Source organism: Oceanihabitans sp. 2_MG-2023 (genome assembly GCF_030547245.1).
Classification (GTDB): Bacteria; Bacteroidota; Bacteroidia; order Flavobacteriales; family Flavobacteriaceae; genus Oceanihabitans.
Genome location: NZ_JAUOQT010000002.1, coordinates 450,805 through 473,344 on the forward strand (window position 1 = coordinate 450,805; position 22,540 = coordinate 473,344).

A 22,540-nucleotide genomic window follows, 5' to 3' on the forward strand; every position below is an offset into this window, starting at 1 on the left:
CAAAAAAGAGCTTCAACAAACACCTTAATAGCTAACGCGAGGATACATTAAACAATTCAATTTTAGTTTAGCTAAAGTTTCAATATTTTTCTAGAATATGAAGTAGTACCTGTTATCAAATTTAAAATATATGTCCCTGTTGGTAAAGATTCCATATTTAGAACCGAAATATTACCAGTCATATTTAGTTGCCATGAGTTAATAATTCTACCTGAAATATCTAAAATTTGTATAGATCCTTTTATTGGCGAATCACTTTTTATATGAAGTTGATTAGCAACCGGGTTTGGATAAAAATCAAAGCTAAAAGCATTTAAATCATCTATTAGAGATAAATTATTTCCAGAAAGTTTAGCAATAAAAACATCTGTAAAACCTAGAGATGTCAATGTTGTTTCTGATACACTTGAATCAAAATCAGACACACCTTCAAAGGTTCCAGTAACATAGACATCAAAAGTCGTTTTATTTACAACTACTGCTCTCCCTAAGTCTTCTCCTACTCCTCCAAAATGAGTTGCCCAAACAAAATCACCATTAGCATCTAATTTTACAACATAAACATCATCATCTCCATAAGACGCTAAAGGAAATCCATTTGCAGAAGGATCTGCATCTAAAGTCCCATTAAAAATTCCTGAGAGATATACATTTCCAAGATTATCTACATCAAGACCTTTACCGTCATCAGAACCTGTTCCTCCTAGTTGTTTCGCCCAAACATAATCACCATTAGCATCTAACTTAGAAACAAACACGTCAAAAGAACCTTGAGAGGTTAACATGCTTTGTGCAGCACTAGGATCAAAATCTGCAACATTACTAAAATAACCTGTAGTATAAATGTTTCCATTAGCATCAATAACCATTTCGGTTGGTTCTTCAGTTCCTGCTCCTCCCATTTGCTTTGCCCAAACAAAATCACCGTTCGCATTAAGTTTAACGATTGCAATATCATCTGCTCCAAAAGATGTTAAATTGAACTCGGTAGCACTAGGGTCAAAATCAACAGTGCCTTTAAAACGTGCCAAGGTATAAACATTTCCAAAAGCATCTACTTCAACTGCTTCTCCAATATTAGAATTTGTCGTACCATATTGGGTTGCCCATTCAAAATCACCAGCAGTTGAAAGTTTTACCGTAAAAACATCTATAAGCCCTGTAGCAGTAAGATTATACACAGAAGCATTGGGATCAAAATCTGCTGTTCCCTGAAAGCGCCCCGTTAGGTATACACCGTTTGCATCACCAACTACTGAGTACCCAATATCATAGGAACTTCCTCCTATGTTTTTTGCCCAAATAAAGTCACCATTAGCATCTAATTTTAGAATAAAAGCATCATAACCACCATTAGAAGTGATATTAAATTCACCTAAGCCAGGGTCAAAATCTACTGTGCTTTCAAACCAACCTGTAATATAAATATTTCCAGAATCATCAACATCAATAGAATATGCTTGATCATAACCAAATGACCCAAAACGTTTAGCCCATATAAAATTACCCGAACTATCTAATTTAGAAATAAACACATCTCTACTTCCTGTTGCCGACAAGTTAAAAACGTCTCCACTTGGATTAAAATCTACAGTACCATCAAACCATCCAGTTGTATAAATATTCCCAGATGCATCTAGTGTAATGTCTAATGATTCTTGATTTACATTCCCTCCAATTTGTTTTGCCCATTCTAATTCTTGAGCAGTCACATGCAAACCAATTAGAAAAAAAAGGATACATTTAAATGTTTTAAATAGGTGTAATTGTAGTTTCATAATAATAAATTTAAGTTATGGTCAAACTTATTATATGAAGTCATATAATACAATACGTCAAATTGCGTATATTTTTACGTTAACCTTTTTGAAAATTTTAGCTATTCTAAATTACAAATCCAATCCTTTTAAACTCTCCACACGATTTCTAACTAAGAAATCATCAATCGTTTCAAAATGCTCAATCACGCGCTGATCTTTAAATTCAAAAACTTTTTTAGATAAGCCTTGCAAAAAATCACGATCATGAGAGACGAGTATTAGTGTTCCATCAAAATTTTGTAATGCTTCTTTAAGCACATCTTTAGACTTTAAATCTAAGTGGTTCGTTGGCTCATCAAGAATGAGTAAGTTTACAGGTTCAAGCAATAGCTTCACCATTGCTAATCTGGTTTTTTCTCCTCCAGACAACACGCTGACTTTTTTATCAATCTCATCACCTTTAAACATAAAGCGACCTAGAATATTTTTAATCTGAGTTCTAACATCTCCCTTAGCGACCTCATCAACCGTTTGAAATATAGTTAAGTCTTCATCTAGCAAAGCTGCTTGGTTTTGGGCAAAATAACCAACCTTCACATTATGACCTAAGCTGCAATCACCTTCTACATCAATTTCTCCTAAAATGGCTTTAATCATAGTAGATTTCCCTTCACCATTTCGACCAACAAAACAGACTTTCTCTCCTCGAGATATCGACATACTTGCATCTTTAAAAACCACATGCTCTGCATAGGATTTAGAAATATCCTTAACCGTTACTGGGTAATCTCCTGAACGTTGTGTTGGCGGAAAACGTAATTTCAAAGCAGAGGTATCTATATCATCAATTTCTATGATTTCTAACTTTTCTAGCATACGTTCTCTAGATGACACTTGGTTTGTTTTAGAGTATGTACCTTTAAATCTATCAATAAAAGCTTGATTATCGGCAATAAATTTTTGTTGTTCTTGATAGGCTTTTATTTGATGTGCTCGCCTATCTTCTCGCAATTGTAAATAATGACTATAATTTGCTTTGTAATCGTAAATACGTCCCATGGTTACTTCTATGGTACGATTAGTAATATTATCAATAAATGCTTTATCGTGAGAAATTACCACAACGGCATTGGCTTTATTTACTAAAAAATCTTCTAACCAAATTACAGATTCAATATCTATATGATTGGTTGGCTCATCTAGTAATATAAGGTCTGGCTTTTGCAATAAAATTTTTGCTAACTCAATTCGCATTCGCCATCCACCACTAAATTCATTAGTTAGTCTTTTAAAATCTTCTTGCTTAAATCCCAAACCTTTTAATGCTTTTTCTACTTCGGAATCGTAATTCACATCATCAAGCGCATAATATTTTTCTCCTAAATCGGAAACACGCTCAATGATTTTCATGTATTCATCAGATTCATAATCGGTTCTAGTTTCAAGTTGCTTGTTCAAGCCCTCCATTTCATCTCGCATGGTATACACATGACTAAAGGCTTTAGAAGCTTCATCAAATACTGTAGTATTATCTTCCGTCAATAAATGCTGTGGCAAATAGGCGATTACAGCATCTTTTGGTGTTCTTACGTTGCCACGAGTTGCATTTTGAGCACCTGCAATAATTTTCATCATGGTAGACTTTCCAGCACCATTTTTCCCCATTAATGCAATCTTATCGTTTTCATTAATAGTAAAAGACACGTCACTAAATAAGGTATGACCACTAAACTCTACTGCTAAATTATCTACTGAAATCATTATAATTATTTTTAAAAATGCAAAGCTAATAAAAGTGCCTATTAGATAATAGGTATCGCTTTAAAAATACATAATAAAAAAGCTAACCTATAAAAGGAACTACAACCTATTGAGAATCACTGAAAAAATAAGTTGTCACACTATTTGGTATTCAAATATATAATCGTAAATTTGCAAACTCTTTTTTAAGAGAGGAATGTTTAATCTACCTAGTCAAAGACAGGTAAAAAATTATTAATAACGTGGACACATTAAGCTACAAAACGATTTCAGCAAACAAAACTACTGTAGATAAGCAGTGGGTTTTAGTGGATGCTGAAGGTCAATCTTTGGGTCGTTTATCTTCTAAAGTTGCAAAACTTTTAAGAGGAAAACACAAACCTAGCTTCACACCACATGTTGATTGTGGAGATAACGTAATTGTTATCAATGCAGAAAAAATCAACTTAACAGGAAACAAGTGGACGGACAAATCTTATATTCGTCACACTGGTTACCCAGGTGGTCAAAGAAGTTTAACTGCTACAGAATTGTATGGAAAAGATCCTGCAAGATTAGTGGAAAAATCAGTAAAAGGAATGCTTCCTAAAAACAAATTAGGTGCAGCATTATTCCGTAATTTAAATGTTGTTGTAGGTACAGCTCATACACATGAAGCTCAAAAACCGAAAACAATTAACCTAGAAGAATTCAAATAACATGGATGTAATTCACAAAATTGGTCGTAGAAAAACGGCTGTTGCACGTGTATATCTTGCTACAGGAACTGGTAAGATAACAGTAAATAAAAAAGACATGACAGATTACTTTTCTACTGGAACTTTACAGTATAAAGTAAATCAACCTTTAGTTATGACTAACAATGATGGCAACTTTGATATTACAGTAAATGTATATGGAGGTGGTATTACAGGTCAAGCAGAAGCAATCCGTTTAGGTTTATCTCGCGCTATGTGCGAATTAGATCCAGAAAACAGATTAATTCTTAAACCAGAAGGTTTATTAACAAGAGATCCAAGAATGGTAGAGCGTAAGAAATTCGGTCAGAAGAAAGCGCGTAAGAAATTCCAATTCTCAAAACGTTAATATTATCCTTCAACAATATTGGAATGCTTTCAAAAGTCTTTTCCATATTGTTGAAAACAAACAAAAAAATAAAACAGTTATTGTTGTCCTAGCGCAAGCAGGATTTAGTTTAGCATCTAAATGATTAAGGCGAATTTTATTAAATGACCACTTAATTATTGCTAATTCAACAGAACGTAAACTATTACAAAATGGCAGTAGAAGTAAAAGAATTACTTGAAGCAGGTGTACACTTTGGACACCTTACTCGTAAGTGGGACCCAAACATGGCCCCTTACGTATATATGGAGCGTAATGGCATTCATATAATCAACCTTTATAAAACAGCAGCTAAGATTGACGAAGCTGGAGCAGCACTTGCTAAAATTGCAGCATCCGGACGTAAAATTTTATTTGTTGCTACAAAAAAGCAAGCAAAAGACATCGTATCAGAAAAAGCAGGAGCAGTTAATATGCCTTACATTACTGAACGTTGGCCTGGAGGAATGTTAACAAACTTTGTTACTATTAGAAAAGCGGTTAAAAAAATGGCTACTATTGATAGAATGAAGAAAGATGGAACATTCATGACACTTTCTAAAAAAGAAAGATTACAAGTAGATCGTTTAAGAGCTAAGTTAGAAAAAAACTTAGGTTCTATTAGCGACATGACTCGTTTACCAGGAGCTTTATTTGTTGTAGATATTAAGCGTGAGCATATTGCAATTAAAGAAGCACAAAAATTAAACATTCCAATCTTTGCAATGGTAGATACTAACTCTGATCCACGTCAAGTAGATTACGTGATACCTGCAAATGATGATGCTTCAAAATCAATTGACAAGATTTTAACGCACGTTACTAATGCAATTGCTGGTGGTTTAGCAGAGCGTAAAGCTGAAAAAGATGCTCCAAAAGCAGAAAAGAAAGCAGCTCCAGCAAAAAAAGCTGAAGTAGCAGAAGTAGCAAAAGAAGAGGAAGAATAAAATAACATTAACACAACATAAAAAAGTCGTTTCGTTCTTTTTCTTTTTAGAAATTTGATGGTACGACTTTTTTAAATTAAAAATATATGGAAGCTATGGTAAAAATAACAGCAGCAGAAGTAAACAAATTAAGACAAGCTACAGGAGCTGGTATGATGGATTGCAAAAAAGCTTTAGTAGAGGCTGAAGGTGATTTTGATAAAGCAATTGAAGTATTACGTAAAAAAGGACAAAAAGTAGCAGCAAAAAGAGCAGATCGTGATTCTAGCGAAGGTGCAGCAGTTTCAAAAATTAATGCAGATAACACTGTTGGTGTTACTATCGTATTAGGATGTGAAACGGATTTTGTTGGTAAAAATGAATCTTTTTTAACTTTAGCAAACCAATTTGCAGATATAGCAATCAACTTTGATAACAAAGAAGATTTTTTAGCTGCAGACTTTGGAGGAATGACAGTTGCCGAAAAATTAGTAGAACAAACGGGTGTTGTTGGTGAGAAATTAGAAATCAACGCTTTCGAAAAACTAGAAGCACCTTATGTTGGCACATACGTACACATTAATAAAATTGGCGCTTTAGTTGGTTTATCTGAAAAAACAGACAAAGCAGAAGCAGTTGCAAAAGACGTAGCAATGCAAGTAGCTTCTATGGGAGCAACTTCATTATCTTACAAAGATTTTGACCCTGCATTTGTAGCAAGTGAAACAGAAGCAAGAATTGCTGTTATTGAAAAAGATAATATCGAATTAGGTCGTTTAGGTAAAACACTTAAAAATGTACCTCAATTTATTTCAATGGCACAATTAACACCTGAAGTTTTAGCGCAAGCTGAAGAAGATGCTAAAGCACAATTAGCTGCAGAAGGGAAACCAGAAAAAATCTGGGGAAATATTTTACCAGGTAAAATGGAGCGTTTTATTAGCGATAATACTACTTTAGATCAAGAACAATGTTTATTAGATCAAAAGTTTATTAAAGATGAAAAACAAACCGTTGCAGATTACGTAGCAGCTAATAATCTTACTGTTACTGCTTTTAAACGTGTATCTTTAGGATAATAAATTCCATTTTGTCACCTGGAGCACAGTCGAAAGGTCTCTGACAAAATAATTCATAAAAACCACTATTCTTTTTAAAAGAACTAGTGGTTTTTTTTATTTGTAAAATTCTTTAATTCTAAAAAAAGATATTCATTATATTTGCTAAACCCTAAATTCCTGCATAAGCAGAAATCTGTATAAAAGCTAAACAAAAAATGAAATACAAAAGAATTCTTTTAAAATTATCTGGAGAAGCATTAATGGGAAATCGCCAATATGGTATAGACCCAGAACGTTTAGCAGAATATGCCAAAGACATTAAAGAAATCACTGAACTAGGCGTAGAAGTAGCCATTGTAATTGGTGGTGGAAACATTTTTAGAGGTGTTGCAGGAGCCATGAACGGTATGGATCGTGTGCAAGGAGACCACATGGGAATGCTAGCAACTGTTATTAACGGTTTAGCATTACAAAATGCATTAGAAGATCACGAAGTTAAAACTCGTTTGCAAACTGCCATAAAAATTAACGAAGTAGCAGAACCTTTTATTCGTAGAAAAGCAATGAGTCATTTACGTAAAGGGCGTGTTGTTATTTTTGGAGGAGGAACAGGAAACCCATATTTCACAACAGATTCTGCAGCAGTTTTACGTGCTATTGAAATTGAAGCCGATGTTATTTTAAAAGGAACTCGTGTAGATGGCATCTACAATGCAGATCCAGAAAAAGATAGCACAGCAATAAAGTTTGATCATATTACTTTCGATGATGTTTTACGTAAAGGTCTTAAAGTAATGGACACCACAGCTTTTACACTAAGTCAAGAAAACGAATTGCCAATTATTGTTTTTGATATGAATAAGAAAGGAAACTTATTAAAAGTAGTTACTGGAGAAAAAATTGGTACCAAAGTAAACTTGTAACTCTCACTACAAGTATTTAACTTAGTGCAATCCAAAATTTTTATTCCTTAAAACGGAATCTAAACTTTGGCTTAGTTTTTGAAAACAAACGAGTATATTAAATTTTTAAAAAATGAACGAAGACATTCAATTTATAATAGACGGAACAAAGGAGGCAATGACAAATGCCATAAAGCATCTAGAAAAACAATTTACAAACATTAGAGCTGGTAAAGCTAGCCCAGCAATGCTTGGTAGTGTTATGGTAGATTATTATGGATCACAAACACCATTAAGTCAAGTTGCCAATGTGAATACTCCAGATGGAAGAACCATTACAGTACAACCTTGGGAAAAAAATATGCTTCAGGAAATTGAACGCGGTATTGCCTATGCAAACCTTGGTTTTAACCCAATGAATAATGGAGAAACAATTATTATAAATGTACCACCTTTAACCGAAGAACGCAGACGTGATCTAGCAAAACAAGCTAAAGCAGAAGCAGAAGACGGAAAAGTTGGGATTAGAAACGCTAGAAAAGAAGCAAATAATGACATTAAAAAAATAGATGGCATCTCTGAGGATCTTCAAAAAAATGCAGAACAAGATGTTCAAGGCTTAACAGATAACTATATCAAAAAAATTGATGAATTATTTGCTGTTAAAGAAAAAGAAATCATGACCGTATAATTAATAAGCGACTTACTTGTCGCTTTTTTTATACCAATAACACATATTTTTCGTTTATTTAATTATGAAAAAAACAGGATGCCTTTTTTTACTAGTTTGTTTATTACAATGCACATTTGGTATTGCCCAAAATAAATACCCGTTTATTCCTAGCAATCAATATCCACTTAATGAAACGCAAATGGCAAGCACACAAATTAATATTACACCAGATGTGTTGCTGTTTAATGAACAAGGAAAACTACTAACAATGGAGAGCTTGTCTTTAATGACAAACACAGATTATAAACCCGTTTTTTTTGCTAATGATAAAGGAAAAGTAAAAAGCTTAGTGTTTGTTAAAAAAAGTAATCAACCTATTTTAATAGAACAAAATATAGAAGCTGCTTTTACTCCTGGCGAAAAGGCTATAGATTTTATTGCAAAAGATTTAAAAGGAAAAAATTACAAATTATCCAACTTAAAAGGCAAAGTAGTAGTCCTTAATTTTTGGTTTACAAAGTGTGGACCATGTATAACAGAAATGCCACAACTAAATACATTAGCCGCCAATTTTAAGAATAAAAACGTGGTATTCTTAGCGCTTACTTTTAATAAAAAATCGGTTGTAAATGCATTTTTAGAAAGCAACCCTTTTCAATATAATATTTTAGCAGACGCTAATGATATAATTAAAATGTATGGTGTTAATAGTTACCCTACAAGTATTGTTATTAATAAAAAAGGAGAAATTGTTCATAAAGAATTAGGCTATAGAACAAATATTAAAGAAGTGTTAGCAACTTCTATTAATGCTTCATTATTAAATTAATGAAAAAATCCTGTTTTACTATTTTACTTTGTTTATCCTTCTTTTTTAGTAAAGCACAAACGCCAATAAGTAAAGATTCCACTAAAGTTGTAAAAAAAGATTCTTTAAAAAGAAAAGCTTTTATTCAACAACTAGGCAATGGTTATTTTCCAACAAAATATTTTGATATAGATTTAAGATATCTTGTTAAATACAATCAATACGAAGGATCTAGAAATGGGCTTGGTGGGCAAACTAATAATGCATTTTCAGAAAAAATAAGATTCAACACATATGCCGTTTATGGTTTTAGAGACCATGCTTTTAAATACAGTTTTGGCTCAGGAGTTAAACTAGATGAAAAAACGAATACCTGGCTTAATTTTTCTTATACCGATGATTTAAACGAAACTGGGAGCTCTACTTTTTTAACAGACAGTCGATTTTTTCAACTTTTTGAGCCAAGACTATTAAACATTAATTTGTTTCATAAACATATAACCAAAACGATATCTATAGAGCGTCAACTAACACCAAATTTAATTGGCGAAACAGAATTTGCGACTAGTAATATAAATACTACCTATGCTTACGATTTTGTTGTTAATAATAAAATCTATAATGAAATACACTTAAGCACTTCTAAAACAGCATTACAATGGAGTCCTTTTAGTTCTTTTGAAACAGTAGATAATAAGTTTAAAATAATAAAAGAAGGCTATCCAAAATTCACATTACAGTACACTAAAAGTTTTAGCGATGTTTTTAAAAGCGATTTTAATTTCTCAAAATTAGACTTAAGAACCATTTTTAAAAAAGAATATGCAAACAACGCTTTTTCATTATTAACAATTACAGCTGGCTTAGCAAGTGGAGAAACTCCTTTAACACATATGTATCATGCATATCCTAATAATATAACAAAAGAAACCATTATGCAGCGTTTTTCTGTTGCGGGAGTTACTAGTTTTGAAACGATGTTTTTTAACGAATTTTTTTCTGACAGAATTAGCACCTTCCAATTTAAACACCATTTAAGTCCTTTTAAAATAAGTAAGCGTTTTAAACCAGAATTAGTATTTATATCTAGGTTTGCAATTGGTAATATGAGCAATATAAATAGACACCAACAAATCACTTTTAATACACTCGAAAAAGGCTTCACAGAATCTGGATTAGAAATTAACAAGTTGTTTTTTGGTTTCGGTTTAAGTTTTACCTACAGATATGGAGCTTATCATTTACCTAAGCTAGAAGATAATATGGCATTAAAATTTACTTTTAACGTTACTTTATAACATTTTTAACCTTTGTAATACATCCCTTTTCCATACCTTTGCCACTCCAATTTAACTACGTAATTTTGCCTAAATCTATAGCCTTTTTATATAATTAAATGGATTTTTTTTAATTATACTATGTTCAAACTATTCACAAAAAGTTTTTGGGACGTTGTTGCAAGACTAATACTTCGTAATAAAATCGCTATAATACTTGGTATTTTAATAGCCACAGGGTTACTTGCTACACAATGGAAATATATGCGTTTTACGTATACCGAAGCCAATTTATTACCAGATGATCACGAAGTAAATTTAGAATATAATAACTTTCTTGATATTTTTGGTGAAGAAGGAAATCTAATTGTTTTGGGCGTAAAAGACACGACACTTTTTACTGTCGAAAAATTAAATGCTTGGAATAAACTGTCTGAAAGCTTTAAAAATATAGACGAAATAGAAACTGTAGTTTCCATTAGTGATCTTCAAAAGCTAATAAAAGATACTCAAAACGAAAAATTTGCACTAGAGCCTTTCATAAAAGACTCTATTACTTCTGTAGCACAAATAGACGCTTTACAAGATGAGCTATTTAAAAAATATCCTTTTTACGATAATTTTTTATTCAACAAAGACACTAAAACGGTTCGTACAGCAATTTACATGAACAAAGAAATTGTAAATACTGCTGCGAGAAAAGACTTTGTTTTTGATAATCTAATTCCAAAAATTGAAGCTTTTGAAACGCAAACCAATCTAGATGTTAGAGTTTCTGGAATGCCTTATATTAGAACATTAAACGCACAAAATATTGTAGATGAAATAGGACAATTTATTGCATTAGCCTTAATTGTCACTTCGCTTATCTTCTTTTTGTTTTTCCGTTCTTTTAGAGCAACTTTTATATCGCTTATTGTAGTTTGCTTTGGTGTTATGTGGACCTTTGGTATTATTGGTTTACTCAAATATGAAATCACTGTTTTAACTGCTCTTATTCCTCCATTAATTATAGTAATAGGAATACCTAATTGTATTTTCTTAATTAATAAATACCAAACTGAAGTAAAATTACATGGTAATAAAGTAAGATCTTTACAGCGTGTCATTACCAAAGTAGGTAATGCTACATTAATGACTAATGTTACCACTGCTTCTGGTTTTGCCACTTTTATTTTAACAGAGAGTCAGCTTTTAAAAGAGTTTGGTATTGTTGCTTCTTTAAGTATAATATCTATTTTTATATTATGTTTATTAATCATACCAATTATTTACACCTTTCTTCCCTACCCAAAAGACAGACATTTAGAACACCTAAATAAAAAATGGATTGGTGGTTTTGTAAATTGGATGGAATGTATGGTAAAACAAAGAAGAATTGCTATATATATTACATCTGTAGTGCTTTTAACGCTTAGTTTAATAGGGATTTTTCAAATCAAAATATCTGGAAGTTTAATAGAAGACATGTCTAAAAAATCAGGCTTCTTTCAAGATATTCGTTTCTTTGAAAAAGAGTTTAATGGCATTATGCCTTTAGAAGTATTAGTAGACACCAAACGTAAAAAAGGAGTTATGAAACTTTCTACTTTAAAACGTATGGACAAACTAGAAGAAGAAATTCTAGAAACACCAGAACTCTCTAAACCAATATCTGTAGTTAGCTTAGTTAAATACTCTAAACAAGCCTACTATAATGGCAATCCTAAGTACTACCAATTACCAACTAGTCAAGAAAACAGTTTTATCATGTCTTATGCAAAAAACTCTTCTTCAGATGTTGACTTACTAAAAAACTTTGTAGATAGCACAGGACAATATGCCCGTATAACAACCTTTATGAAGGATATTGGTACCGACAAAATGGAACGTATTGAAGAAAACCTTCAAACTAAAATAAATAAAGTTTTTCCTAAAGAAAATTTTAATGTTACTATGACAGGAAAAGCTTTAGTTTTTCAAAAAGGAACAAAATATTTAGTAAAAAACTTAGCCATTTCATTATCGCTAGCCATTTTATTAATTGCATTATTTATGGCATATATGTTTCGATCATTTAGAATGATAATTGTTTCTTTAATACCAAACCTTTTACCTTTACTAATTACAGCTGGATTAATGGGCTATTTAGGTGTACCAATTAAGCCATCTACTATTTTAGTATTTAGTATTGCTTTTGGAATTTCGGTAGATGACACGATTCACTTTTTAGCAAAATACCGACAAGAATTAATTGCCAATCACTGGAAAATTAAAAAATCGGTATATGCCGCTTTACGCGAAACAGGCGTGAGTATGTTTTACACCTCTATCGTATTATTCTTTGGCTTTTTAGTGTTTACTTTTTCTAGTTTTGGTGGAACTGTAGCCTTAGGCGCTTTAGTATCTGCCACATTATTATTTGCAATGCTTTCTAACCTATTACTTTTACCTTCTTTATTACTATCATTAGAAAGAAGTATAGCGAATAAGGAGGTTTTAAGAAAACCAGCAATAAATATTATTCCTGAAGAAAACGATGAAGATGAAAATCTAGAGGTTTCCGAAGAAAAAACACAACAATAAATTATATTTGCATTCAAAATAAAATACAATGAACACGAATACCGTTTCACAATTATTAGCAAAAGACCAATTTGGTCTAGAAATAGAAATAAAAGGTTGGGTAAGAACTTTTAGAGCTAAACGTTTTATTGCCTTAAATGACGGCTCTACAATTAACAATATACAATGTGTAGTAGATTTTGAAAACACAAGTGAAGAAACACTTAAACGTATAACAACAGGAGCTGCTGTTCATATAAAAGGAGAATTAGTAGAAAGTCAAGGTAAAGGTCAAAAAGTAGAAATTGTTGTAACAAGCATCGAAATTCTTGGAGACTCAGACCCTGAAAACTATCCTATTCAACCAAAGAAACATTCCTTCGAATTTTTAAGAGAAAATGCACATTTACGTACACGTACGAACACTTTTAGTGCTGTAATGCGTTTACGTTCTAATTTATCGTTTGCCGTGCATAAATATTTTACCGAAAATGGTTTTTACAACATGCATACGCCAATTATTACAGGAAGTGATGCAGAAGGAGCTGGAGAAATGTTTAGAGTAACAAATTTAGATGCTAAAAACCCTCCAGTAAACCAAGAAGGTAAAGTAGATTTTAAAGAAGATTTTTTTGGCAAAGAAACAAACTTAACCGTTTCTGGTCAATTAGAAGCAGAAACGTACGCCATGTCACTTGGTAAAGTATATACTTTTGGGCCTACTTTTAGAGCTGAAAACTCAAATACTTCGCGTCATTTATCTGAGTTTTGGATGATAGAACCAGAGGTTGCTTTTATGGATTTAGCAGGAAATATGGATTTAGCCGAAGACTTTATGAAATCGGTTATAAATTATATTTTAGAAAACAATAAAGAGGATTTAGAATTTTTAGAAAATCGTCTTTTAGATGAAGAAAAAACAAAACCTCAGTCCCAACGTAGTGAAATGAGTTTAATTGAAAAATTAAAATTCGTTGTAGACAATAACTTTAAACGTGTAAGTTATACCGAAGCAATTGAAATTTTAAGAAACTCGAAACCAAATAAAAAGAAAAAATTTAATTATATTATTGAAGAGTGGGGAGCAGATTTACAAAGTGAGCACGAACGTTTTTTAGTTGAAAAACACTTTAAATGCCCAGTAATCTTATTTGATTATCCTGCAAATATTAAAGCATTTTATATGCGTTTAAATGAAGATGGAAAGACAGTTCGCGCTATGGATATTCTTTTTCCAGGAATTGGAGAAATGGTTGGAGGAAGTCAACGTGAAGAACGCTTAGATGTTTTAAAAGAAAAAATGGCTGCTTTAGATATACCAGAAGAAGAACTTTGGTGGTATTTAGATTTACGTAAATATGGTACAGCAGTACACTCAGGATTTGGCTTAGGTTTTGAGCGTCTAGTAATGTTTGCAACAGGAATGACAAACATTCGCGACGTAATACCTTACCCAAGAACTCCACAAAACGCAGAATTTTAAAAAAAGTAATCAAAAATATTTTCATAAAACAATCTAGTTATCCAATTATCTAGATTGTTTTTTTTATTTTTATCTCTACTACTATTTTTAAAACCTAATTGGTATAATCAAAATACAACAATGCTTAAACAATATTTACAGTTCAAATTATCGCAAAAATTGTCGCCTCAACAAATTCAATTAATGAAATTGATTCAGTTGCCAACACAAGCATTTGAACAGCGTTTAAAGCAAGAACTAGAAGAAAACCCAGCTCTTGAAGGTGGCAAAGAAGAAAATGAAAACGAATTTGATGACGATCTAGATAATACCAAAGATGAGTATGACGACAACGAAATCATTGATGCTGGAGAAATTAATGTAGATGAATATTTAAGCGATGACGAAGTACCAGATTACAGAACTCAAGTAAATAACTATAGTGCAGACGATGAAGAAAAGACCATGCCGTATGCAGCAGGCACTTCGTTTACACAACATTTAGTAAACCAATTAAATACATATAGACTCAATGATGAAGAACGTGATATAGCAGAATTTCTTGTTGGTAGTGTAGACGAAAGTGGTTATATACGTAGAGAATTGTCAGATATCATGGACGATTTAGCTTTTACACAAAACGTTTTTACCACAGAAGAAAACATAGAAAAAGTACTAAAAATTGTACACCAATTAGACCCTGCAGGAGTTGGAGCACGAAATCTACAAGAATGTTTATCAATACAATTACATAGAAAAGAGCAACATCCAGATGTTGCTTTAGCAACAAATATTATTGATAAAGCTTTTGATCAGTTTACAAAAAAACACTACAAAAAACTATTACAAAAATTTGACATTAGTGAGTTACAACTCAAAGATGCCATACATGAAATTGAACGCCTAAACCCGAAACCAGGCGGAAGCTATGCTGGAAATAATAGAATGGTAGAACACGTTGTACCAGATTTTGCCATAAAAATTGTAAATGGCGAATTGGAACTCACTTTAAACGGAAGGAATGCACCTGAACTTCATGTATCGAGAGAATACAACAATATGCTTAAAGGCTATAAAGACACCAAACAAAAGAGCAAATCACAGAAAGATGCTGTTATGTTTATCAAACAAAAACTAGATGCAGCAAAATGGTTTATTGAGGCAATTAAACAAAGACAACAAACCCTTTTTGTTACCATGAGCTCCATTATGCATTACCAAAAAGAATATTTTTTAACTGGTGATGAGCGCAACTTAAAACCAATGATTTTAAAAGATATTGCAGACGAAATTGAAATGGATGTTTCGACTGTTTCTCGTGTTGCAAATAGTAAATATGTAGATACACCTTACGGCACCAAATTAATAAAAGAGTTTTTTAGTGAGTCGATGACTAACGATAAAGGTGAAGAAGTTTCTACTAGAGAAATTAAAAAAATATTAGAAACCGTTATTGAAGAAGAAAGCAAGAAAAAACCTTTAACAGACGAAGCTTTAGCAAAAATATTAAAAGAAAAAGGATACCCAATTGCAAGACGTACCGTTGCAAAGTATAGAGAACAATTAGATATTCCTGTTGCTCGTTTGCGTAAAAAGATTTAATGAATCACCTTTTAAAAAGCATATCGTTTATTTTTCATCCTTTAATCATGCCTTTACTTGGTATACTTTTTTATTTTTCTAAATCCCCAAGATTTATTCCAAAAGAAATAATACAGGCAAAACTTATTTCTATTTCTATTTTAACAGTAATTCTACCTATACTCATATATTATTTGCTAAAAACATTGGGTAAAACACATAGTATTTATTTAAAAACAGCCAAAGAACGTATTTTACCTTTAGGTCTTAATTGTATTATTATATATTTAATAGTAAAGCGTGTTTTTCCTCCTAGTGAGGTCTTAGAGCTTTATTATTTCTTTATAGGTGTTTTACTATCTAATCTCACTTGCTTCATTTTAGCTGTACTAAAGTTCAAGGCAAGCATACATATGATTGCTATATCTGGTGTGTTTATGTTTTATATAGCTCTAAGTATACACTTTGGAATAAATATTAATGGTACACTAGCTTTAATGGCAATACTAACAGGAGCAATAGCAACCTCAAGATTACATTTAAAAGCACATAATTATGTAGAATTGATAGCTGGTTTTTGTATCGGTTTTTTACCTCAACTCACCTTATTAAATTACTGGTTAAACTAGTTAGGTTAGAGAAGATAAAGCATTAAGCCTATTTTAATTGCATGCATGTCTAAACCAGCACTATCTAATTGGGCATCCTTACTAAAGACAGAATTTAATGCATAATAAAAATGAATATTCCAAGTATTATAACCTGCGCTTATAGTAAAACCATATTGCATTTTATTAAAGTCGGAAATATTTCGATGTTTAATGGTAGTGTCGCCATTAAATTTAGAGGAATTAAAAAGTACATAACCGAATTTGAATCCTGTATAAATTCTCCAGAATTTATACTCTGTAGGAGTAGAAGTTCGCCATCTAAATTCTATAGGTGCTTCGATCATATATGTAGTAAACTTATTCTTGGTGTAGGATGTTTCACTGTCATCTAAAACGGTATAGCTATAAGTACCATCACTAATTTTATCTATTAACATATTTTGATTATACGAATTGCTAGAAATCCCTAAACCAACACCAATAGCAATATTACGTTTTAGGTTTATTGGCATATCTTTTATATACCCTAAATGAAATCCACTAGAAAAACCGCTTTGCGAAACGTCTTCTGGCCTATTCACTAATAAATTGTAGGTAACACCTAGATAAAATTGATCTTCTTTATATAAAGAATCTACTTCTTGTTCTACAAGTATTTCTTCTTGTGAAAAAGAACTTAAGAAGCTAAACAAGCACATAAAAATTAGAAGAAGATTTTTCATTTGTTACATAAAAAAGGCGTTATGATTTCTCAAAACGCCTTTTAATAAAATTAAGATTTATAATTATTTTTTTAAACCTTCTAAGGCATTACCTTTTCTAGTTGTATAATTAATTTTTAATGCGTTTACTTTACGCAATTCTTGCTTAATATCTGTTACCAATCCCATATTTGCATCACTATCTACTTTTAAAGCAGTAGTAAGAAAAGGAACTTCTTCCTCTCTTTTGGCAGCTCTTTCAGCAGCTATAAAAGCAGCAATATCACTAACATCAGCAAACTTATCGTTTAACTGAATTCTAGCTTCATTACCATATTGACTTTTATAGTTGGTACTTGGTTTACCAGCATAAATATACATTACCAAACTCTTTTTATCTAATTTTTCAATTTGATCTGCTTGTGGTAATTTATTCTCAATCATTAAGGTGTTTTGTCTCATTACAGTAGCCACCATGAAAAAGAATAACAGCATGAATACAATATCTGGTAAAGATGCGGTATTAACTGCTGGCATTTCGCCTCCTTTTTTCTTTTTAAATTTAGACATATTTAAATTTTTTATCTAATTAGACTTCGGCTCTGCTTCAGAGAATTTTTGAGGTACTAAAGTTTTTATTTGCTCTAATTTCTCTTTAAGTTTTGCTTTAGTTGCTGGTGTTGTTCTTGCATCACCATAAGCGTTTTCCGCTTCAACAAAGTTCATATCTAAAGTAGGAAATGCTCTTTTAAATTCTCTATTTCTTAACTCATTATAAGCAGCAATAATTTCATTTTGTACTGCTATGTATGTGTCATACTCCGTCGCTCTGTCATTTTGTAAAGAAATAATAGCTTTATCAAAATTATCAGACGACCTTGGGTTCTTTTTACCTTGGCAGTATTTACAAGCACTATCTCCAGTACCTCCTCCATTATCAAGAAAAGTTACTGCAGACTCTCGTAAATCTTTAATTTCAATTATCTTTTCTTCTCCTCCAGTTTTTAGAAATAATTGATTTTTTCTATTAACTTCTAACTGAAAAATATTTTTTTCTTTAATAATAACATCTTCATCAGACTCCTCCATTGGAGGCAACTTTCTGTTTAAACCAGAATCTGTTTCGATCGTTGTTGTTACTAAGAAGAAAATAAGGAGTAAGAAAGCGATATCAGCCATCGATCCTGCATTTACTTCTGGTGCTGCTCTTTTTGCCATCTTATTTAATCATTTTTTTAATTCCAGATAGTAACATAGTTCCTATCGCTATAATAGCAAGTGCATAGAACATGTATAATCCAGCTCCTACTAATTTAGAATCGCCAGCAGAAAGTATTTCACCTTCTTTCATTGGTGTCTCTACTCCTGTAGCTAAAAAGTAACAAATTAAACCTACTATTAAAAATGCACCAACTCCCATTAAAGTACTCTTTAAGGTATCTTTGTTAGTGAAAATGTTTTTTAATGTAAATAGTACAACCAAAACTAGTATTAAACCTAATATAATATACGCTATATACATAAATGTATTTACGATACCATCAGACTCACCAGCTTTAATAGCTTCATCACCTACTCCAATAATTCTAATTAGGAAGAACATGGCTATTACACCAACTACTCCTGCTATTATGGTAATTATTTTTTGTGAATTCATAATATTATTTAAAAATTAGAATTATTAGTATTACTTCTTATATCTAGATAACATATCCATTAAGTTGATAGAAGAATCTTCCATGTCATTAACGATACTATCAATTTTTGAAATGATATAATTGTAAAAAATTTGAAGAATAATTGCAACAACAAGTCCAAATACTGTTGTTAAAAGTGCTACTTTAATACCACCTGCAACAAGTGAAGGCTGCATATCTCCAGCTGCTTCAATTCTATCGAATGCTTGAATCATACCAATTACTGTTCCCATGAAACCTAACATTGGTGCTAATGCGATAAATAAAGAAATCCAAGAAACGTTTTTCTCTAATTGACCCATTTGTACACCACCATAAGCTACAACAGCTTTTTCAGCAGATTCTAAATCGCCATCTGCTCTATCTAATCCTTGGTAGAAAATAGATGCAACAGGTCCTTTTGTGTTTCTACATACTTCTTTAGCAGCTTCTAAACCACCAGATTGTAATGCGTCTTCCACATTTTGAGTTAATTTTTTTGTGTTTGTTGTTGATAAGTTTAAAAAGATAATTCTTTCAATAGCAATTGCTAATCCAAGAATTAAACATAATAATACGATTCCCATGAATCCTGGTCCACCTTCTATAAATCGTCTTTTAAGTTCTTGGTGAAATCCTTCTGATTCAACTGTTGCTGCATCTGCTGCATCATCTTGAGTTGTTACAACTGTAGTTGCAATAGCACTTGCATTAGTTGTTGCATTTGCTGTTCCGAATGCCATAAAACATACTATGGCTAGAATTGAAAATAATCTTTTCATTAGTTCTTGATCTTAATTTTATTAGTTAAAGTGTTAAAGATATAAAAAAATTGCAATTAAAAAATAAAAAACTAGTTATAGACTAGGAAATAATATTATTAATTGTTCCTATATTCTATTATTACAAAAGAGTTTTAAATTTAATTATAAAAACTCATTTGCAGAGAGGAAGGGATTCGAACCCTCGATACCCTTTTGAGGTATACACACTTTCCAGGCGTGCGCCTTCGACCACTCGGCCACCTCTCTGTAATTTTTAATCTTTAATTACGGTGGGTCAAATAACAAAAAAAAGTTTAGATGCTAAAATTTTGAAGGTTAATTTTAAGCCATTTCTCCTCGCAAAGATGTTTCGAAGGTGATTTTGAATGTTTTAGGAATAATTTTTTGTCCTAATAAATACATAAGTTTACAAATAGCTGCTTCTGTTGTGATGTCTTTTCCTGAAATTACTCCTATTTTTTTTAACTTTTCACTAGTTTCATATTGCCCCATCGCAACACTTCCTCCAGAACACTGTGTTACATTAATAATATGCACCCCTTTTTTAATTGTGTTTTCTAATAATTCTATAAACCAATTTTCTGTCGAACAATTTCCTGCTCCATATGTTTCAATAATGATTCCTTTTAAATGAGGAGTATTAAAAATACATTCTAGTAAGGTTTTCGAAATACTAGGGAATAGTTTTACTAGTGCAATATTTTCATTAAATTTTTTAAAGACTTTTAGCTTCGTTGCTTTTTTAGGCTTTAATAAATACTCGTTATTTACTTTTAAGTGCACACCAGATTCTGCTAAATCTGGATAGTTTAGCGATGCAAAAGCTTCAAAGTGTTCTGCATTTATTTTTGTAGTCCTGTTTGCTCTATATAATTTGTATTCAAAATACAAGCCTACTTCTTGAATAACTGGTTTATTATTTTTTTGTAAGGATGCTATTTGAATAGAAGTTATTAAATTTTCTTTGGCATCTGTACGTAAATCACCAATGGGTAATTGTGATCCCGTAAAAATCACTGGTTTACTTAAGTTTTCTAACATAAAACTTAAGGCTGATGCTGTATAACTCATAGTATCACTACCATGTAAAACAACAAATCCATCAAACCGGTTATAATTTTCTTCTATAATCTTTGCTATTTGCGTCCAATATTTTAGATTCATATTACTAGAATCTATAGGCTCTTCAAAAGATATGGTTTCAATAACACAATCTAACAAATTAAGTTCTGGAATTCTTTTAGACAAATTATTAAAATCGAAAGCTCTTAAAGCTCCTGTTTTAGAATCTTTTATCATCCCGATAGTACCTCCTGTGTAAACTAATAATATGTTGGGTTTTTTAGTTGACATACGTTATTGTCTAAATATTTCTTTCGAGTTTTGAGTTGTAATTTTAGCTATTTCTTCTTCAGAAACTTCATAAATGGCAGAAAGTTTTTCTAACACCTTTATAATATAGCTACTTTCATTACGCTTTCCTCTAAATGGTTTTGGTGCTAAATAAGGCGAATCGGTTTCTAAAACAATATGTTTTATATCTATTTGATTTAAAAACTGATCTATTTTACCGTTTTTAAAGGTAACTACACCTCCTATTCCAAGTTTCATATTATATGAAATTGCTTGACGGGCTTGTTCTAAATTCCCTGTGAAACAATGAAAAATCCCGAAGAGTGTATCGTCTTTTTCTTCTTCTAAAATTTCAAAGATTTCATTAAATGCATCTCTACAATGTATAACAATTGGTAATTTATATTTTTTTGCCAATTTAATTTGATACCTAAAAGCGTCTTGCTGTATACCTAAAGTAGTTTTATCCCAATACAAATCAATACCAATTTCACCAATAGCAACAAATGTTCTTTTAGCTAACATTTCTTCTACATGTGCAAGTTCTTCTTTATAGTTTTCTTTTACGTGTGTAGGATGCAAGCCCATCATTAAATGGACATTATCTGGGAAATCTGCTTCTAATTGCAACATAGACTCTGTATATGTAGAGTCGATTGCAGGAATAAAAAAACGGCTAACATTTGCTGCTATAGCACGTTGGATCATTTCTTTTCTATCTACATCAAAAGCTTCGCTATATAAATGGGTATGTGTGTCTGTAATTATCATTTAGCAAAAATAAGTAAATTAATAGCCTAATACTTTCGCTTTTATTCTAATTTATTTAAAAGTTTTTGAGCTTCTTTATAATCATCCGATTCCTCAGACACTTGTTTTAATAAAACTATAGTAGCATCAATTTTACGCTGTTTTAATCTGCTTAAAGCTGCATACCAAAACGCTTTATCTTTGTAGGCCGATTTTCCAGTAATAATTTTATTTAATTCGGTATCTGCTACATTAAAATTATCTAACTCTATATTTGTAATTGCGTAATATAGTTGTATCTCTGTGTTTTCTGGATCGTTTTCAAGCACTTTTTTTAATAATGAATTTGCTTTTTCATACTCCTCATTATTGAATGCTTTTGTAGCTTCTATTAAATCTTTTACATTACCTCGAACAACCGTCATTGGTTCATGCGAGTTATAGTCGGAATATGTTGGATTGTTAAATTGGTTAAAAGTAAAAATGCTAAACATTAAAACAACACATGCTGCAATGGCATATTTTAAAATACGAAATGGGTTTGTTTTTTTGTTTTCTTCGGAAGTATTTTTGGCAACATTAAAATGGGCATTAGAAATAGACTTTAAATTAGATTTAAAAGCATTTGTTGTTGCTTCATTTTCAAATTTATGTTCTAAAAACCCGGAGACTGCTTTGTACGTTTTGAAACTTTCCTGAAAAGCAGCATCTGTTTCTAATCGATCTTCAAAAAGTGCTTTTTCTTCTACAGCAAGTTCGCCTGCCAAATAGTTTTCAAATAATATATAATCTTCTTCTTTCATTT

Annotated in this window: 22 protein-coding genes and 1 tRNA gene; 12 read left to right on the forward strand and 11 right to left on the reverse strand. The window is 31.5% G+C overall.

The genetic code is table 11. The features are described 5' to 3' along the window. Nucleotides 1-71: 71 nt before the first annotated feature. Complete coding sequence (locus Q4512_RS05880; RefSeq protein ID WP_303422801.1) at nucleotides 72-1,778, reverse strand: SBBP repeat-containing protein; 1,707 nt, start codon at nucleotides 1,776-1,778, stop codon at nucleotides 72-74. 111 nt (nucleotides 1,779-1,889) lie between these two features. Beyond that, the gene (locus Q4512_RS05885) at nucleotides 1,890-3,521 is read right to left on the reverse strand and encodes an ABC-F family ATP-binding cassette domain-containing protein (protein WP_303422805.1); all 1,632 of its coding nucleotides are present in this window, start codon (nucleotides 3,519-3,521) and stop codon (nucleotides 1,890-1,892) included. A gap of 242 nt (nucleotides 3,522-3,763) precedes the next feature. Here Q4512_RS05885 and rplM point away from each other — a divergent pair, with 242 nt between their 5' ends. From rplM to Q4512_RS05945, 12 genes are all read left to right on the forward strand, one after another. Continuing rightward, nucleotides 3,764-4,219: a 50S ribosomal protein L13 gene (rplM, locus tag Q4512_RS05890; RefSeq protein ID WP_303422808.1), complete on the forward strand. Its 456-nt coding sequence runs from the start codon at nucleotides 3,764-3,766 to the stop codon at nucleotides 4,217-4,219. A 1-nt stretch (nucleotide 4,220) separates the two neighbouring features. After that, nucleotides 4,221-4,607 (forward strand): 30S ribosomal protein S9, encoded by a 387-nt coding sequence (gene rpsI / locus Q4512_RS05895; RefSeq protein WP_303422811.1) that lies wholly within the window; start codon nucleotides 4,221-4,223, stop codon nucleotides 4,605-4,607. A gap of 191 nt (nucleotides 4,608-4,798) precedes the next feature. Beyond that, nucleotides 4,799-5,572: a 30S ribosomal protein S2 gene (gene rpsB / locus Q4512_RS05900; protein ID WP_303422813.1), complete on the forward strand. Its 774-nt coding sequence runs from the start codon at nucleotides 4,799-4,801 to the stop codon at nucleotides 5,570-5,572. A gap of 95 nt (nucleotides 5,573-5,667) precedes the next feature. Continuing rightward, complete coding sequence (tsf, locus tag Q4512_RS05905) at nucleotides 5,668-6,630, forward strand: translation elongation factor Ts (protein ID WP_407941802.1); 963 nt, start codon at nucleotides 5,668-5,670, stop codon at nucleotides 6,628-6,630. Between the two features lie 197 nt (nucleotides 6,631-6,827). Beyond that, nucleotides 6,828-7,535, forward strand: a complete 708-nt coding sequence (gene pyrH, locus Q4512_RS05910; protein ID WP_303422818.1) for a UMP kinase — start codon at nucleotides 6,828-6,830, stop codon at nucleotides 7,533-7,535. 112 nt (nucleotides 7,536-7,647) lie between these two features. Next, the gene (gene frr, locus Q4512_RS05915) at nucleotides 7,648-8,205 is read left to right on the forward strand and encodes a ribosome recycling factor (protein WP_303422821.1); all 558 of its coding nucleotides are present in this window, start codon (nucleotides 7,648-7,650) and stop codon (nucleotides 8,203-8,205) included. Between the two features lie 64 nt (nucleotides 8,206-8,269). Then, entirely contained in the window at nucleotides 8,270-9,016 is a 747-nt protein-coding gene (locus Q4512_RS05920; protein WP_303422824.1) for a peroxiredoxin, read from the forward strand. Further along, nucleotides 9,016-10,293, forward strand: coding sequence for a hypothetical protein (locus Q4512_RS05925; protein WP_303422827.1), 1,278 nt, complete (start codon nucleotides 9,016-9,018; stop codon nucleotides 10,291-10,293). The genes Q4512_RS05920 and Q4512_RS05925 overlap by 1 nt, the downstream gene beginning before the upstream one ends. 120 nt (nucleotides 10,294-10,413) lie before the next feature. After that, nucleotides 10,414-12,837, forward strand: coding sequence for an RND family transporter (locus Q4512_RS05930; RefSeq protein ID WP_303422829.1), 2,424 nt, complete (start codon nucleotides 10,414-10,416; stop codon nucleotides 12,835-12,837). A gap of 28 nt (nucleotides 12,838-12,865) precedes the next feature. Continuing rightward, on the forward strand, nucleotides 12,866-14,299 hold the full coding sequence (gene asnS / locus Q4512_RS05935; protein ID WP_303422832.1) for an asparagine--tRNA ligase: 1,434 nt from the start codon (nucleotides 12,866-12,868) through the stop codon (nucleotides 14,297-14,299). Between the two features lie 120 nt (nucleotides 14,300-14,419). Next, nucleotides 14,420-15,880: an RNA polymerase factor sigma-54 gene (gene rpoN / locus Q4512_RS05940; RefSeq protein ID WP_303422835.1), complete on the forward strand. Its 1,461-nt coding sequence runs from the start codon at nucleotides 14,420-14,422 to the stop codon at nucleotides 15,878-15,880. Next, entirely contained in the window at nucleotides 15,880-16,488 is a 609-nt protein-coding gene (locus Q4512_RS05945) for a hypothetical protein (RefSeq protein WP_303422837.1), read from the forward strand. The genes rpoN and Q4512_RS05945 overlap by 1 nt, the downstream gene beginning before the upstream one ends. 5 nt (nucleotides 16,489-16,493) lie before the next feature. Here Q4512_RS05945 and Q4512_RS05950 read toward each other — a convergent pair whose 3' ends face one another. From Q4512_RS05950 to Q4512_RS05990, 9 genes are all read right to left on the reverse strand, one after another. Then, a complete protein-coding gene (locus tag Q4512_RS05950; RefSeq protein WP_303422842.1) occupies nucleotides 16,494-17,192 on the reverse strand; it encodes a porin family protein in 699 nt (232 codons plus the stop codon). Nucleotides 17,193-17,255: 63 nt separating this feature from the next. Beyond that, on the reverse strand, nucleotides 17,256-17,741 hold the full coding sequence (locus tag Q4512_RS05955; protein WP_303422845.1) for a biopolymer transporter ExbD: 486 nt from the start codon (nucleotides 17,739-17,741) through the stop codon (nucleotides 17,256-17,258). Nucleotides 17,742-17,756: 15 nt separating this feature from the next. Further along, a complete protein-coding gene (locus tag Q4512_RS05960; protein ID WP_303422848.1) occupies nucleotides 17,757-18,389 on the reverse strand; it encodes a biopolymer transporter ExbD in 633 nt (210 codons plus the stop codon). Between the two features lies 1 nt (nucleotide 18,390). After that, nucleotides 18,391-18,828: a hypothetical protein gene (locus Q4512_RS05965; RefSeq protein WP_303422850.1), complete on the reverse strand. Its 438-nt coding sequence runs from the start codon at nucleotides 18,826-18,828 to the stop codon at nucleotides 18,391-18,393. A 30-nt stretch (nucleotides 18,829-18,858) separates the two neighbouring features. Continuing rightward, nucleotides 18,859-19,629: a MotA/TolQ/ExbB proton channel family protein gene (locus tag Q4512_RS05970; protein ID WP_303422852.1), complete on the reverse strand. Its 771-nt coding sequence runs from the start codon at nucleotides 19,627-19,629 to the stop codon at nucleotides 18,859-18,861. Nucleotides 19,630-19,790: 161 nt separating this feature from the next. Then, nucleotides 19,791-19,878 (reverse strand) — tRNA-Ser (locus Q4512_RS05975). 75 nt (nucleotides 19,879-19,953) lie between these two features. Then, the gene (locus Q4512_RS05980; RefSeq protein WP_303422854.1) at nucleotides 19,954-20,985 is read right to left on the reverse strand and encodes an asparaginase; all 1,032 of its coding nucleotides are present in this window, start codon (nucleotides 20,983-20,985) and stop codon (nucleotides 19,954-19,956) included. Nucleotides 20,986-20,988: 3 nt separating this feature from the next. Next, entirely contained in the window at nucleotides 20,989-21,756 is a 768-nt protein-coding gene (locus tag Q4512_RS05985) for a TatD family hydrolase (RefSeq protein ID WP_303422857.1), read from the reverse strand. A gap of 41 nt (nucleotides 21,757-21,797) precedes the next feature. Further along, on the reverse strand, nucleotides 21,798-22,538 hold the full coding sequence (locus Q4512_RS05990; RefSeq protein ID WP_303422860.1) for a tetratricopeptide repeat protein: 741 nt from the start codon (nucleotides 22,536-22,538) through the stop codon (nucleotides 21,798-21,800). Nucleotides 22,539-22,540: the final 2 nt, after the last annotated feature.